At 71.7% G+C, this 14,756-nt stretch carries 15 protein-coding genes; 14 read left to right on the forward strand and 1 reads right to left on the reverse strand.

Going from position 1 to position 14,756, the window contains the following annotated elements; all coding sequences use genetic code 11:
* Window positions 1-4: 4 nt before the first annotated feature.
* The 14 genes from murC (at window position 5) to O7543_RS01220 (ending at window position 13,054) form a co-directional block, all read left to right on the forward strand.
* Complete coding sequence (gene murC / locus O7543_RS01155) at window positions 5-1,438, forward strand: UDP-N-acetylmuramate--L-alanine ligase (RefSeq protein ID WP_281550596.1); 1,434 nt, start codon at window positions 5-7, stop codon at window positions 1,436-1,438.
* A gap of 218 nt (window positions 1,439-1,656) precedes the next feature.
* Window positions 1,657-2,394, forward strand: a complete 738-nt coding sequence (locus O7543_RS01160) for an FtsQ-type POTRA domain-containing protein (RefSeq protein ID WP_348650112.1) — start codon at window positions 1,657-1,659, stop codon at window positions 2,392-2,394.
* Between the two features lie 289 nt (window positions 2,395-2,683).
* Window positions 2,684-3,802, forward strand: a complete 1,119-nt coding sequence (gene ftsZ / locus O7543_RS01165) for a cell division protein FtsZ (RefSeq protein ID WP_278170190.1) — start codon at window positions 2,684-2,686, stop codon at window positions 3,800-3,802.
* Window positions 3,799-4,539 (forward strand): YggS family pyridoxal phosphate-dependent enzyme, encoded by a 741-nt coding sequence (locus O7543_RS01170; RefSeq protein ID WP_281550594.1) that lies wholly within the window; start codon window positions 3,799-3,801, stop codon window positions 4,537-4,539. The genes ftsZ and O7543_RS01170 overlap by 4 nt, the downstream gene beginning before the upstream one ends.
* A gap of 186 nt (window positions 4,540-4,725) precedes the next feature.
* Window positions 4,726-5,424, forward strand: coding sequence for a cell division protein SepF (gene sepF / locus O7543_RS01175; protein ID WP_281550593.1), 699 nt, complete (start codon window positions 4,726-4,728; stop codon window positions 5,422-5,424).
* Between the two features lie 25 nt (window positions 5,425-5,449).
* The gene (locus O7543_RS01180) at window positions 5,450-5,755 is read left to right on the forward strand and encodes a YggT family protein (RefSeq protein WP_123602596.1); all 306 of its coding nucleotides are present in this window, start codon (window positions 5,450-5,452) and stop codon (window positions 5,753-5,755) included.
* Between the two features lie 40 nt (window positions 5,756-5,795).
* The gene (locus tag O7543_RS01185) at window positions 5,796-6,602 is read left to right on the forward strand and encodes a DivIVA domain-containing protein (protein ID WP_281550592.1); all 807 of its coding nucleotides are present in this window, start codon (window positions 5,796-5,798) and stop codon (window positions 6,600-6,602) included.
* Between the two features lie 52 nt (window positions 6,603-6,654).
* Window positions 6,655-7,227: a hypothetical protein gene (locus O7543_RS01190; RefSeq protein ID WP_281550591.1), complete on the forward strand. Its 573-nt coding sequence runs from the start codon at window positions 6,655-6,657 to the stop codon at window positions 7,225-7,227.
* A gap of 18 nt (window positions 7,228-7,245) precedes the next feature.
* Window positions 7,246-7,605, forward strand: coding sequence for a DUF167 domain-containing protein (locus O7543_RS01195; RefSeq protein ID WP_281550590.1), 360 nt, complete (start codon window positions 7,246-7,248; stop codon window positions 7,603-7,605).
* Between the two features lie 420 nt (window positions 7,606-8,025).
* A complete protein-coding gene (locus O7543_RS01200) occupies window positions 8,026-8,445 on the forward strand; it encodes a TraR/DksA family transcriptional regulator (protein WP_281555627.1) in 420 nt (139 codons plus the stop codon).
* A 155-nt stretch (window positions 8,446-8,600) separates the two neighbouring features.
* Window positions 8,601-9,125 (forward strand): signal peptidase II, encoded by a 525-nt coding sequence (gene lspA, locus O7543_RS01205; protein WP_281550589.1) that lies wholly within the window; start codon window positions 8,601-8,603, stop codon window positions 9,123-9,125.
* Window positions 9,122-10,063: an RluA family pseudouridine synthase gene (locus O7543_RS01210; protein ID WP_281550588.1), complete on the forward strand. Its 942-nt coding sequence runs from the start codon at window positions 9,122-9,124 to the stop codon at window positions 10,061-10,063. The genes lspA and O7543_RS01210 overlap by 4 nt, the downstream gene beginning before the upstream one ends.
* A gap of 59 nt (window positions 10,064-10,122) precedes the next feature.
* Window positions 10,123-11,379 carry a hypothetical protein gene (locus O7543_RS01215; RefSeq protein WP_281550587.1) on the forward strand — a complete coding sequence of 419 codons (1,257 nt, stop codon included), beginning with the start codon at window positions 10,123-10,125 and terminating at the stop codon, window positions 11,377-11,379.
* 190 nt (window positions 11,380-11,569) lie between these two features.
* Window positions 11,570-13,054, forward strand: a complete 1,485-nt coding sequence (locus tag O7543_RS01220) for an AAA family ATPase (protein ID WP_281555626.1) — start codon at window positions 11,570-11,572, stop codon at window positions 13,052-13,054.
* A gap of 27 nt (window positions 13,055-13,081) precedes the next feature.
* On the opposite strand, the gene O7543_RS01225 is transcribed toward O7543_RS01220, so the two are convergent.
* Window positions 13,082-14,647, reverse strand: coding sequence for a hypothetical protein (locus O7543_RS01225; protein ID WP_281550586.1), 1,566 nt, complete (start codon window positions 14,645-14,647; stop codon window positions 13,082-13,084).
* Window positions 14,648-14,756: the final 109 nt, after the last annotated feature.

Genomic DNA, 14,756 nt, shown 5'->3' on the forward strand with positions numbered 1-14,756 from the left:
CCACGTGAACATCACCGAGTTCGCCCCCACCGGCACGCTCACCGCCGAGGAGCTGGGGACCGTACACCTGATCGGTATCGGCGGGGTCGGGATGAGCGGCCTGGCCCGCCTGCTGCTGACCCGGGGGATCCCGGTGACCGGCAGCGAGCTGCGGGACTGGCCGTCGCTGGCGGTGCTGCGGGCACTCGGCGGCACCATCCACATGAGCCATGAGGAGGCCAACCTCGACGGGGTGGACACGGTGGTCTACTCCACCGCCATCCCGGCCGACCACGTGGAGCTGGCCGCCGCCCGTCGGCGTGGGCTGCGGGTGCTGCACCGGTCGGAGGCCCTAGCGGCGGCGATGACCGGTCGGCGGACCATCGCGGTCGCCGGCACCCACGGCAAGACCACGACCACCTCGATGGTGACCCTGACCCTGCAACGGGCCGGCGAGGACCCGTCGTTCGTCATCGGTGGCGAGATCTCCGAGGTCGGTTCGAACGCCCACCACGGTACGGGCGAGTACTTCGTCGTCGAGGCCGACGAGAGTGACCGTTCGTTCCTGCTCTACCGCCCGTTCGTGTCGATCATCACCAACATCGACGCCGACCACCTGAACACGTACGGTGACCTGGCCGGGCTCGCCGCTGGTTTCGCCGAGTTCGCCGGGCTGACCGATCCGGACGGGTTCGTGGTGACCTGCGCGGACAACCCCGGAACCCGGCAGTTGACCGAGGCGCTGCGCGACGAGGGCCGGACCGTCCACACCTACGGCGAGTCCGCCGACGCCGATCTTCGGCTGACCGAGATCACGTCGTCCGCGGCCGGGGTCCGCTACCTGGCCACCCTGGACGGCGCGCCGCTCGGTGAGATCGCCCTGCCGGTACCCGGCCGGCATCTCGGGCTCAACAGCGCCGCCTCGGTGCTCACCGCGCTGCGCCTCGGGCTGCCGTTGAGTGACGCGGTCGCCGCGCTGGGCGCGTTCCCCGGGGTTCGTCGCCGGTTCGAACGCAAGGGCTCGGCCGGCGGCGTCACCGTCTACGACGAGTACGCCTACCATCCGACGTCGATGACCGCGGCGCTGCACACCATGCGGGAGGTCGCCGGTGCCGGTCGGCTGGTGGTGGTGTTCCAGCCCTACCGGGTCTACCGCACCCGGGACCTGCAGGCCGAGTTGGCCGCCGCCCTGGCGATCGCCGACGAGGTGATCGTGATGGAGGTGTTCGGGCCGGGTGAGCTGCGGGAGCCGGGTGAGGGCGGGGTGGCGCTGACGGCGGACGTCCCGTTGCCGGACGATCGTAAGGTGTTCGTACCGTCCTGGGAGGATGTCCCACCGGAGGTGGTCCGCCGCTGCCGGCCGGGTGACCTGGTGGTCACGATGGGCGCTCCACCGATCTCGTTGCTGGGTGACGAACTGCTGTCCGCGCTCGCCGGTCCGGCGGCCGACGCCGGATGACCCCGGCTGGTCGCTCGCCGCGGCCCGGCTCGGGTCGGACCGGTTCCAGCCGCTCCGGCACCGGTCGGGTGGGTTCCGGTCGGGTGGGCGATGTCCGGCCGGCAGGTCGGACCGGTCGTGCCGGGGTGCCCGCCGCCCGGTCCGGGCCGGCGGGAGCGGACACCGGGCACACCCGGCGCCAGCCGGGCGGCGCGGACGGGTCCACCGGCCGCTGGCGGCTGGTCCGGGCGAGCCGGGAGGCGGTGCCGCCGTCGGTCCGGCGGTTCATGCGCCGGGCCCGGCGACGACGGCTGCGGGCCGCGCTGCCCTGGGCGGTGGCCGGCTGCCTGGCGGCCCTGGCCGCGGTCGGCTGGTGGGTGGTCTCGGCGACCTCGGTGTTCGGCGTGGACCAGGTCCGGGTCGCGGGGGCGGCGCTGGTGACCGAGTCGGAGGTACGGCAGGCCGCGCAGATTCCACAGGGGACCCCACTGGCCCGGGTGGATCTGGCCGCGGTGGCCGGCCGGGTCTCCGGCCTGGCCGCGGTGGAGCGGGCGGTGGCGAGCCGGGACTGGCCGGGTACGGTGGTGATCACCGTGGTGGAGCGGGTGCCGGCCGCCGTGGTGCCCCAGGACGACGCGTTCGTGGTGGTCGACGGGGCCGGGGTGGCCTTCCGGACACTGGCCACGCGCCCGGACGACCTGGCGGTCGTCCGGCTGGAGACGGCCGAGTTCGACCAGGCGCTGGTCCGCGACGCGGTCGTGGTGCTCGACTCGCTGACCGCCCAGCTGCGCGAGGTACTGGAGGAGATGGTGGTCAGTGGCCCGGCCGGGATCGAGCTGCGGCTCGCCGACGACCGGGTGGTGATCTGGGGTGACGCCACGGAGAACGCGGTCAAGGCCCGGGTCGCCGACGCGTTGCTGGTCCAGGACGGCAGCGTGATCGACGTCAGTGCCCCGGATGTGGTGACCATCCGCTGATCCGGCATGTCGTCTGGGTGATTTCAGGACGGCTCGGTGTAGAAGGTACATTACGGTCTGCCGAGACTGGCTCGGCCCGGCGCGGCCCGCGACACGCCCAGCATGGTCCTTGGATCACGCGGTACGTGCGCATACGTTGCCCGGAGAGGTTCAGTGGTTGACATAACCCTAAGCCTCTAGTAGAGGGTGAGGGTTCGTCCCGCTCTCGTGTACCGACGGGTCTGTCCTCCGTGGTCCCAGTGGGCCGGGTCAGGCCGGCGCCCGCCACTCTCGAAGGGAAGGCACCCCGATGACACCTCCGCACAACTACCTGGCGGTCATCAAGGTCGTCGGCATCGGCGGAGGCGGAGTCAACGCCGTCAACCGGATGATCGAGGTTGGCCTCAAGGGCGTCGAGTTCATCGCGATCAACACCGACGCCCAGGCGTTGCTGATGAGCGACGCCGACGTCAAGCTCGACGTCGGCCGGGAGCTGACCCGGGGGCTCGGTGCCGGGGCGAACCCGGACGTCGGCAAGAACGCCGCCGAGGACCACCGCGACGAGATCGAGGAGGTGCTCAAGGGCGCCGACATGGTCTTCGTCACCTGCGGTGAGGGCGGCGGTACCGGCACCGGCGGGGCGCCGGTGGTGGCCAACATCGCCCGCAAGCTCGGCGCTCTGACGATCGGTGTGGTCACCCGGCCGTTCTCCTTCGAGGGCAAGCGACGCCAGGTGCAGGCCGAGGCCGGCATCGAGGAGCTGCGTAACCAGTGCGACACGCTGATCGTCATCCCGAACGATCGGCTGCTGGCCCTCGGTGACCGGGGGATCAGCATGATGGACGCCTTCCGGCAGGCCGACCAGGTGCTGCTCTCCGGTGTCCAGGGCATCACCGACCTGATCACCACGCCCGGCCTGATCAACCTGGACTTCGCCGACGTCAAGAGCGTGATGAGCGGGGCCGGCAGCGCGCTGATGGGGATCGGCAGTGCCCGGGGCGAGAACCGGGCGGTCGAGGCGGCCGAGGCGGCGATCTCCAGCCCACTGCTGGAGCAGAGCATGGACGGTGCCCGGGGGGTGCTGCTCTCCATCGCCGGTGGCTCCGATCTCGGCCTATTCGAGATCAACGACGCGGCGCAACTGGTCACCGACGCGGCGCACGCCGACGCCAACATCATCTTCGGGGCGGTTATCGACGACGCGTTGGGCGACGAGGTGCGGGTCACCGTCATCGCGGCCGGCTTCGACGGTGGGGCTCCCGCGTACAAGCCGGCCGAGGGTCCGCGTAAGGTCCCGGCGGCACCGGTGTCGCCGGCCGCGCCGACCAGCCCGGCTGTCGCCCCGGCGCCTCAGACGCCGACCCAGCAGACCCGCCGGGTGCTCTTCGACGACGTCGACGTCCCGGACTTTCTCAAGAACGGCTCATGACGGTCGACACCGAACGACGACGTGCGGAACTGGCCGACCGGCTGACCGCCGTACGGTCCCGGCTTGCCGCCGCCACGGCGGCGGCGGGTCGGTCGGCGGACAGCGTCACGCTGATCGCGGTGACCAAGACCTATCCAGCCGCCGACGTGCGGCTGCTGGCCGAGCTCGGGGTCACCGACGTCGGCGAGAACCGGGACCAGGAGGCGGCGGCCAAGGTCGCCGAGCTGGCTGCGGGTCCGTCCGGTGGGCCGGGACTGCGCTGGCACTTCGTCGGCCAGTTGCAGCGCAACAAGTGCCGGTCGGTGGTGGGCTACGCGGACCTGGTGCACTCGGTGGACCGGGTGCCCCTGGCCCGCGCCCTGGCCGCCGCCGCCAGTGGGCGTGGCCGGGCGCTCGACGTGCTGGTCCAGGTCAGTCTGGACGGCGTGACGGGGCGTGGTGGCGCGGTGCCGGACTCGGCGGATGCGGTGACCGGCTTCTGGCCGGTGGTCGAGTGCGTCCTGGGCAAGTCCGATCTGCGACTCGCCGGGGTGATGGCAGTGGCTCCGCTCGACCAGTCGCCGGAGCCGGCGTTTGCCCGGCTGGCGGAGGTGTCTGCCCAGCTCAGAGCCGCCGCGCCGGAGGCCTGGATGGTCTCTGCCGGGATGAGCGCCGACCTGGAGGCGGCGGTGGACGCCGGCGCGACACATGTCCGTGTCGGAAGTGCGTTGCTCGGAAAGCGCCCAACGCTACGGTAGCCTGGCGGCGGATACCAAACTACATCAGTGTTGTTTGAGCCGGACTCCCCGTCGTCGGGGGTCGACGTCCGTGACCGCGCACCGGTCATGGCGGGGAGCCGGCTCGGACCGGTGGGCACTGCAGTGTTCACGCGCGACAGTGGCACGGCGGGGGCGCGTGCCGCACGGCGGACGGAGGGGCGCGGCATGGGTGCACTGCGCAAAGCGGGGGTTTGGCTAGGCCTGGTCGAGGAGGACGACGACCAGGGCTACGACGACGGCTACGACAAGGGTAGCTACCGAGAGTCGCGCTATCGTGACAGTAGGTATGCTGACGAGTTCGCTGACGACGAGGAGCCGGACGACCCGCCACCACGCGCGCGGCCACCGGTGGAGCGGCTGCGGCCGTCGGAGCGGCTGCAGGCCCGGGCCGCCGAGCGGGAGCACCGGGCCGCCGAGCGGGAGCACCGGGGTCCGGATCCGGACCGGGGCGAGCGCGCCAGTGTGCGATCGATCACCCGGGCCGGTGCCGAGGCTGCGTCGGCCAGCTACCCGACCAGGGACAACCTGGCTCTGGCGCCGCAGCCTGCGGTGCGGGAGCGGATGGTCGTCGCCGAGGAGGAGCAGCGGTACCAGATCACCACGCTGCACCCGACCACCTACCGGGAGGCCCGGACGATCGGGGAGCACTTCCGCGACGGCACGCCGGTGATCATCAACCTCACCGAGATGGATGAGGCAGACGCCCGCCGTCTGGTTGATTTCGCTGCCGGTCTGGCGTTCGGTCTGCGCGGTACGATCGAACGCGTCACCAACCGGGTGTTTCTGCTCTCACCGGCCAACGTCCAGGTCACCGCGGAGGACAAGGCCAAGATAGCCGAGGGTGGATTTTTCAGCCTGGGCTAGCCCTGACCTGAGGATCTCGCCTGCCGTGTTGTCGATCTTGTTCCAAGTCCTGTATCTGCTGTTGTATGTCTTTCTGCTCACCCTGTTGGCGAGGTTTGTCCTGAGCGCGGTGCTTCAGTACGGTCGACGCTGGCAACCCGGTCGGGGTGCCGCAGCCGGATTGGAATCGGTGTGGAGCGTCACTGATCCCCCCCTTAAGGCGTTGAGGCGGGTGATCCCACCACTGCGAATTGGTACCGTGAGCTTCGACCTGGCCTCCCTTGTGCTCCTGGTTATCCTGTTCGTGCTGATCACGTTCGTGGTGGAGCCGCTGATCAGGGCAACCAACTGACCGGCGCGCTACGCGGCCGCAACTGACCCGAGGAGTTTCGATGCCGCTAACCCCGGCCGACGTCCACAACGTCGCCTTCAAAAAGCCTCCGATCGGCAAGCGGGGGTACGACGAGGAGGAGGTCGACGCCTTCCTGGACGAGGTCGAGCGTGAGCTCGCCCGTCTGATCGAGGAGAACAACGAGCTACGCGCCCAGGTGGAGCGCGGCGGCCGTGGCGGGCCGGCGGGCCCGGGCGCCGACCCGCGTCTCGCGGCGGAGCTCAACGACATGAAGGCCCAGCTCGACCGCGTACAGCGGGACAAGGCCGCCGCCGAGCAGGCCGCCCGTGCCATGCAGGCCGAGCTGGAGCAGGTCAGGTCGGCCGGTGGCCCGGCCGTCGGTGGCGGCGGCGACGGCGAGCAGCAGGCGCTGCGGGTGCTGATGATGGCCCAGCGGACGGCGGACGACCACGTCTCCGACGCCCGCCGGGAAGCGGACAAGCTGCTTACCGACGCCCGCACCAAGGCCGAGGAGGTCACCCGCGAGGCGCGGGCCAAGGCCGACGCGCTGGAGCGGGACGCGCGACAGCGCCACCAGGAGGCGATGGGTGGCCTGGACGCCAAGCGCACCGCGCTGCAGAAGCACATCGAGGAGCTCAAGCAGTTCGAGCGGGAGTACCGCACCCGGCTCAAGGCGTACCTGGAGAGCCAGCTGCGCGACCTGGACGGTCGCGGGCAGGGCCTCGAGGCCGAGATGGGGCGGGTCGAGGGCGGTCGCTCCGCTTCGGGCGGTGGTGGTCTGGCGACCGCCGGCCTGGCCAGCTCCTACGGCGGTGGCCGGTCCGGTGCGCTGGAGGCCGGCCGCTGAGGCCGAGCCTCTCGCGGGGGGTACGTCAGCAACGATGCGGCGGGGGTGAGCCGTGATAGTGGCAAGTCTGGTGCTCATCCTCGTCGCCGTCACCCTGCTTGTGCTCGGCCTGGCGAGCGGGTCCAGCCTGCTGCTGGTCGGCTCGATCGTCGCCAGTCTGCTCGCGGCGGTTGCTCTCGTGGTCGGTGCCAGGCAGGCCGCTGCGGCCCGAGCAGGGGACGGACGCGTCGGCTCGGTCGACCCGGAGCCGCTGTCCCGTCCGGAGTTCGGCGTTGACTCCGATCCGGTACAGGGGGCCGGTCAATGGTCATCCGCCGCGCCGGTCGGTCGGCAGCCGACCGATCCGGCCGATGACCATCTCGGCGGCGGGGCGGCCGACGACGGCCCGCCCGACGAGCCAGCGGTCGAGGAGACGGGTGAGACCGATCACGCCCGGCTCGCCGGGCTCGATGCCGAAGTGATCGTGGTCGACGGACGGCCTCGTTACCACCTGGCGAGCTGCCTGTATCTGGTGGCCAGGGACGGTGAGCCGCTGCCGGTGCGCGAGGCCCTGGAGCTCGGATTCACGCCTTGTGGGCTCTGCCAGCCGAACCGGACCCTGCTGGCCGAGTCCGGCCGCGTCTGAACAGGCGGCGTTCGGTTCATGTCCCGTTCGAGCAGCCGCCGGCCCACCCGGCCGGCCGCCGGTGCCGGCGGGCGTCCGGAGACCGACCTGGTGGTCGCCGTCCGGGTCAAGCCCGGCGCCTCCCGGGCCCGGATCGGTGGTTGCCACCCCGGCTCACAGGGACCAGCGCTGGTCGTCGCGGTCACTGCCCCGGCGGTGGACGGTCGTGCGACGGAGGCGGCCCGGCATGCGCTCGCGGCTGCGCTCGAGGTGCCTACCCGGCGGATCACGCTACGGGCGGGTGCCGCCAGTCGGGACAAGCTGTTCAAGGTGGACACCGTGACCGCCGACGAGGCTGAGGTGCTGGACGCTCGGCTGCGACGTCTGCGGGACGGCTGAAGACGTCTGCGGGACGGATGAAACGGCCGAGCGCCGACACCTCGACCACGTCGCGCGCTTCCTCGATGAGGCCCGGCGAATGTCCTTCTTGGGTGATATGCCGGCCTGTGCCCCGCCACCGTCCCCTGCCGCTCAAGCTGGCCAGTCAAATCGGTGCATCACCGGACGAAAGCTGTGCCATTGTTGTCGGATGTCTTCACGTTCCGTATCCTTGCGAATCTCCGGAGTGTGCAACGGACCCGTTGTACGCCCGTTTTGTGCTTTGGGGGCAGCATGGCCGAGCTGACGGAAGCGAGGCGCCGGACGGGTCGGGTGACCCCGTCCACGACGCCGCGCCGCGTACCGTCCGGCCTGCCGACGCCGGAGGATCCCGTACAGGCACTGCCGATCGCCGCGGGTGACGCGGCCGAGGGAGCGACGATGGCGAAGCCAGCCGACACGAAGACCGCCGCCCGCGGACGAGTGGCCCGGGCACCGCGCAGCGCGGCCGAGACCACCAAGATCCAGATTGCCCTGCAGGCCCGTCGGGACGAGTTGCGAGCCGAGTATGATCAGACGCTGAGCGAGATCACCGAGCTGCAGCGGGAACGGCTGACCGACTCGGCCGGCGACGACCAGGCCGACACCGGCACCAAGACGTTCGAGCGGGAGCAGGAGATTTCCCTCGCCAGGAGCATCCTGGACCGCATCAACCAGGTGGAGCGGGCGCTGGAGCGGCTGGACGAGGGCAACTACGGCTGGTGTGAGCGGTGCGGCACGGACATTCCGGTCGAGCGGCTCGCCGCCTTCCCCTCGGCCACCCTCTGCGTGTCCTGCAAGCAGATCGAGGAGCGGCGCTAGCCGGGCGGTGACGGGCCCGACGTGGGCGAGCCGCTCCACTGAGAAGGGAGAGGCGTCTGTCCGCCGACAGCGATCCGCGCCCGGACGTTCCGAACGCCGGTGGCGACGCCCCGCCAGCACCTGGGGGCGATGGCACGCCCGTCACCGGCTCGCCGGTGACGGGCACCGGCCGACGTGCGCTGTGGGTCTTCGCCCTGGTCGCGGCGGCGGCACTGCTCGTCGACCTCGGCGCGAAACAGTGGGCGATCAGCGCCCTCACCGACCGGGAACCGGTCCGCCTGCTGGGTGGTGCCCTCTACCTGACGCTGATCCGCAACAGTGGTGCGGCGTTCAGCCTCGGATCCGACTACACCTGGATATTCCCGCTGGTCACCGTGGCGGTCGTCGGCTGGATCGGCTGGTTGACCAGAGGGCTGCGGTCGCTGCCCTGGGCGGTGGCGCTCGGGCTGATCCTCGGTGGGGCGCTCGGCAACTTCCTGGACCGGATGTTCCGCGCCCCCGGACCCCTCCTCGGCCACGTGGTGGACATGTTCAGCGTCTTCCACCCGTACGGCCAGGTCTTCCCGATCTTCAATGTGGCCGACAGCGCGTTGGTCGTCGGCGTACTCCTCGCCGTACTGCTGGAACTGACCGGCCGACAGCGCGACGGCCGCCGGCTGTCCGGAAAGGTGGACCGTTGACCACACCTGCCCGCCATGGGGAGCGACGGTCGCTGCCGGTGCCCGATGGGCTCGACGGCACCCGGCTCGATCAGGCTGTCTCCCGGCTGTTCGGACTGTCCCGCACCGCGGCCGCCGCGCTGGTGGAGTCCGGCGACGCCGAGGTGGACGGGGTCACCCGGCACAAGTCCGACCGGGTGAGTGCCGGCGCCTGGCTGGAGGTGGTCCTGCCGGCGCCCGTCACGGCTCCGGTGGTGATCGCCCAACCGGTCGACGGACTGCGGGTCGAGTACGCCGACGAGGACATCGTCGTGGTGGACAAGCCGGTGGGCGTGGCGGCGCACCCGAGCCCCGGGTGGACCGGCCCGACCGTGCTGGCCGGTCTGGCGGCGGCCGGTCACACCATCGCGACCAGTGGCGCGGCCGAACGCCAGGGCATCGTGCACCGGCTCGACGTCGGCACCAGCGGCCTGATGGTGGTGGCCAAGAGCGAGCACGCGTACTCGGTGCTCAAACGCGCGTTCAAGGAACGCGAGGTGGACAAGCGCTATCACGCCGTCGTGCAGGGGCACCTCGACCCGCTGCGCGGGACCATCGACGCCCCGATCGACCGCCATCCCACCCACGACTACCGGTGGGCGGTGGTCTCGGGTGGCAAGCCGAGCGTCACCCACTACGAGACGGTCGAGGCCTTCCCTGCCGCCAGTCTGGTCGACATCCGCCTGGAGACCGGCCGTACCCACCAGATCCGGGTGCACTTCTCCGCGCTGCGGCACCCGTGCGTAGGTGACCTGACGTACGGTGCGGATCCGACACTCGCCGTCCGACTCGGACTGACCCGCCAGTGGTTGCATGCCCGTGCGCTCAGTTTCCTACACCCCCGTACGGCGGAGGAAGTTCGCTTCCACAGCGACTACCCTGACGACTTGAAGCGTGCCCTGGCCGTGCTCGGCGATTGAGAGCCGGCGAACACGCGGTCACTCAGCGTCCACCCGCCATCGGGAAAGGGGAGTCGCCCGTGCGTGCCGGCGACCTGTTGCGGCGAATCGACCGACGGCTGCTGCCGGTCCTGGCGGACGCCGCCGTCCGGCTCGCGCAGCGACCGGTCCGTCCCCAGTTGCTCGCCGGGGTGGCCGGGGTGTCGATCAGCGCGGTGCTGGTCGCCGCCGTCTGGGCGGTGGATCACGACGACGGCGCCGTTCGCGCGGTGGACGACGTCGTGCAGGTGGGAGTAGCCGAGGGTGAGTCCATACCGGACTACCTCCGGGCGGTACGCGGCGAGCTGGCCACCTTGCCGGAGGGTCCGGCACCTGCCGGGTCGACCGGCGACAACTACGCCCTGGCAACCTTCAACGGGTATCTGGCACCCGACCGGCTCGCCGCTGTCCTGTCCGGAGTGTCTGCCGTGGAGGTGTACACCCGGGTTCCGCTGGGACGGGAGAAGACCCAGGTGATCCGGATGCCGGCCTTTCAGCTGCCCGAGGACGTGCTGACCGGGATGGAACAGGTCGCCGAGCGCAAGAGCAGGCAGGCGACCGACTACCGACGCCGGGTCGCCGAACTCGGCCGGGCAGCCGATCTTGACCAGTGGCTGGCCTACGACAAGGGCGCCCGGGTGGCCACCGCCGAGGCCGCCGCCTACCGTGACCATTGCGCCTGCGTGTTCGCGGCGGTGGTGCAGGGCGTCCCGGTCGATCTGCGCAGGCTGGCCCGCCTGGCCGAGATCCGGGTCGTCGATCCGGCGCCCGAGGTCCGCCGCCTGGACCGGGCGGTGTTCCTGCCTCCGCTACCTGAGTACGACGAGGTGGTGCCGGTCGGCGACGCCGCGCTCACCAGCAGCGGGTTGCCGTTCGATGTTCCGGCCGCCGAGCCGGGCGGTGCGGCCGACACCAAGGTCGGCGGCGGCCCGACCAGTGTTGCTCCGGCGACCGACGGCGACCCGGACGCGGGGTCAGCTGGGCGGACCAGTTCCGCACCCGACCGTGAGTCCACCCCGGGCAGCGCCGATTCCGCCCCGGACGCCGACGACGGCGGCCGGGACGGTGTCGACACGTCGCCGGTCGGTCCGGGAAACCCGGCAGGTAGGGCTGACCCGTCGCCGGCGGGGTCGGGGCGCCCGACCCCGGCCCCGGCGGGCCGGTCGACCAACGGGCCGGGCCGTCCGGCCGCGACGGCTGGCACGCCGTCCGGCTGTACCCCGTCACCGACCGGCGCGTCGCCGGCCACCGGCGGACCGCCGGTCTGCCCGGGGCACCCCACCGGTGAATCTTGGTAGCGGGCCGGTATCGACCACCGGTGTCCCGGTTCCGTACGCTACCCCCGGTGCCGCCACGCTCCTCGTCGGGTGACGGCTGCGGTGACCGGACCGGGGGAGTCCGGTAGAGATGGCCGGTCGGGCCGAACAACGGGCCTTTGGCGGTGTGGCCTGAACAGGTCTAGCTTCGTAGCCTGTCAGGCGGGGACCGATAGCGCTGGGAGGGCGAGCCGTGGAGGGCACCGAGTCCGGCTGGGGCCGGCCTGCCGAACCAGCGCCGCGCTGGCGCGCGCTGCTCGACCGGGCACGCCTCGGTGGCCGTACCGGTGAGCAGCCTGAGGTGGCGGACCCCAACGGGGCGGCGCCCCGGTCGCGGGAGAATGGTCGCGGCACGGCCCAGGTGCCCAACGGCATCGCGCAGGTGCCGGGTCACCATCCGGAGCCGGGGCATTCCACCGGTGGCAGTTGGATGGGCGACTCCGGCCATCCGGCCGGTCCCGGTCACCCCTCGACCCTCGGCCACCCCGGCTATCCCGCCGATCCGGCTGATCATGGCTATCCGGCCGACCAGGGACCGCCGGCGCCGGCCGCCGGACGGTACGCCGCCCTGGCGCCGCCGCCGGCTCCGGCCGCCCCGGGTGGCTACCCGCCCGGCTATCCGGTGATGCCCGGCCACCCTGCGGACCGGGCCGCTCGGCCGGTGCGCCCGAGTGTGCCGCCACCATCGGAACAGGGCTTCCCGGGCGGCCCCGAGGTCGGCGGCTACCCGCCGGCCGCCGAGCCGCCGCGCCGGGGCGGACCTGGGCCGGGGCCGGGGTACCCGCCGGGCCCGGACGGCGGTGGCGGATACCCGGCACGGATCGAGTGGCGGGAGAGCCGGCCCGACGCGGAGGTCGACCGGGCCACCGGCATCCTGCGTCGCAACCTCGGCATACCGCGGGTGCTGGCGTTCGCCAATCCGAAGGGCGGGGTGCACAAGACGACGGCGACCGTGCTCGCTGCGGCGACGATCGGTAGCGTCCGTGGCCGTGGGGTGCTCGCCTGGGACGACAACGAACTGCGCGGCACGCTCGGACTGCGGGCCGGCAGCGCCCGTCATGCCCGGACCATCCGCCATCTGATCTCCGATCTGGTGGAGATCGAGGGCTCGCACGGCTACGAGCTGACCGACCGGCTCGACGACTACCTCCGGCACGCCTCCGACGGCTCGTACGACGTACTCGCCGGTGAGGAGAGCCCTCGGTTCGCGCAGCGGCTCGACCCGCACACCGTCCGGCGGGTGCTGGAGCTGCTCCGCCGGACCCACGACGTGATCTGTGTGGACACCGGCAACAACGTGGAGAGCGCCAACTGGCAGACCGTCCTGCAGGCCGCCGATCAGCTGGTGGTCACCTGCGTGCCCCGGGAGGACGCGGCGTTCACCGCGGACTGGATGCTGGACCTGCTGGACGATGTCGGCATGGGCGACCTGGTGCGCAACGCGGTGACCTTGCTGTCCTGCCCGAGTCCGGGGCCGATGCCGTTGCTCGACGACCTGCGCCGGCACTTCGCCACCCGGACCCGGGCGGTGGCCGTGGTGCCCTACGACCCGGCCCTGGAAACCGGGTCGTCGATCGAGTACGTGCAGTTGCAGCCGGAGACGCGGCAGGCATGGCTGCAGGCGGCCGCGATGATGCTGGAGCCGTTCGTCCGCTGAGTCCGGGCCCGTCCCGCTGGCCCCTGGTCAGTCCGCTGGCACCCGGTCGGCTGTCGGCTGGCAGCCGTGCGCCACACCCCAGCGGGAGCACCGGCCGTCCGGGTCGGGCGTCGTGTGTGCGATCCACGCGAAGTAGCCGGCGTGGTTGGTCCGCTCGTCGGGCATGTACCGGTCGACGGTGGCGGACCCGGCGGAGGCGAGCACGAACAGCAGCGGCACGAGCAGCAACCCGACCGGTACGGTCGGCTCCCGGCCCGGGGCGGCGGCGCCGGTGCGGCCGCGCCAGTGCTGGACGGCGAGCAGCACACCGAATCCGGTGAGGATCAGCAGGCAGTAGAGCACCACTGCGGTGGTCCGCGGATACAGCCGTACGGTCTGGGTCTCCCACTGCTCGCTGGCCAGCCACATCCGCAGGAACCAGGCACTGGCCGCGCACGCGCCGAGGGCGATCACGATGCTGCGCCGCCAGGCCAGCGCGAGGGCCAGCCCGAGCCCGGCGGCGAGCAGCAGGGTGAACAGTCCGACCCCGCCGAGTTCGCCGACCGGCGGCCAGACCGGGCCGACGTCGGCCGGCCGGTCGTTGCGCCACATCGCGATGTACGCCGGCTCGGTGTCGGTGTCGAAATAGAAGTAGTCGTCGGAGGTGCCGCCGGTCGGGGCGAGCAGGCCGCGCAGATGCACCCATCCGACCAGCACGAAGCTGACCAGGGTTGCGCCGCCGAGCAGTAGGATCGACCGCCAGCCGGCCCGCCACGGGGCGGCCAGCGCGACGGCCACCAGCATGCCGCCGGCGCACCAGACGAACCATCCGGAGTAGAGCAGGAAGAGCAGCCCGAGTCCGACCCCGGCCACCGCACCGGCCAGCAGCGCCCGGCGGTCGGTCATCCGGTCGGCCCGGCGGACCGTCGACAGGAATCTCACCAGTACCGGGATCAGCATCACCAGGGTGATCTGCGGGTACGGCTTGACCGGTTCGATCATCGGCAGCATCGCCAGCACCCCGACGGTCACCGCCCAGAGCGGACGCAGCACCAGTCGCCAGGCCAGATAGGCGGCCGGGCCGAACAGAGCCGTACCGGCCAGTTGGAGGTCCTTGAGGGCGAGGACGTGCGGCTGGTCGGTCAACCGCGCCCAGGCCCCGATCACCCAGAAGACGACTGGTGGGTAGTGGTCGGATATGTCCTGCCCGGACCACAACGCGGCGGTCCACTCGAGGATCCACTGGTAGTCGCCGCCGCCGGCCCACAGCGGCAGCCGGGTGCCGCGCAGTGCCACCGCGATCCCACCGGCGACGAGCCCGGTGGCGAGCCCGGCGACTGCGGCGCAGCCGGCCCGGACGACGTACGGCCGGTGCGCAGCGGCGAGCAGCCGGTGCATCAGCACCATCGCAACGACCAGCACGCCGGCCAGCACCGCGAACCGGAGCTGGAGTGCTGCCAGACCGCTCACCTGCCCTTTCCGGTCCAGTGGATCGACATCTATGTCTTTGCTCCAGGCCAGGAACCCGAACGCGGCACCGATGCTGACCAGCGTCTCGACGCCGATGCCGGCCAACCTGGAGCGAAATGTGGGTATCTGTCTGGCTGTGTTCACACAGAGACGGTAAACCCTCGCTGACAGTGTTGTCGGGTGGAGCTCGTACTCTCCTGGGAGTGTCGTGAGTCGGGGGCGAGTGAAAGTCGTGCCGGCCGTGCGGCTGCGG

The sequence above is a fragment of the Solwaraspora sp. WMMA2080 genome (genome assembly GCF_027497395.1).
In the GTDB taxonomy this organism is placed as follows: domain Bacteria; phylum Actinomycetota; class Actinomycetes; order Mycobacteriales; family Micromonosporaceae; genus Micromonospora_E.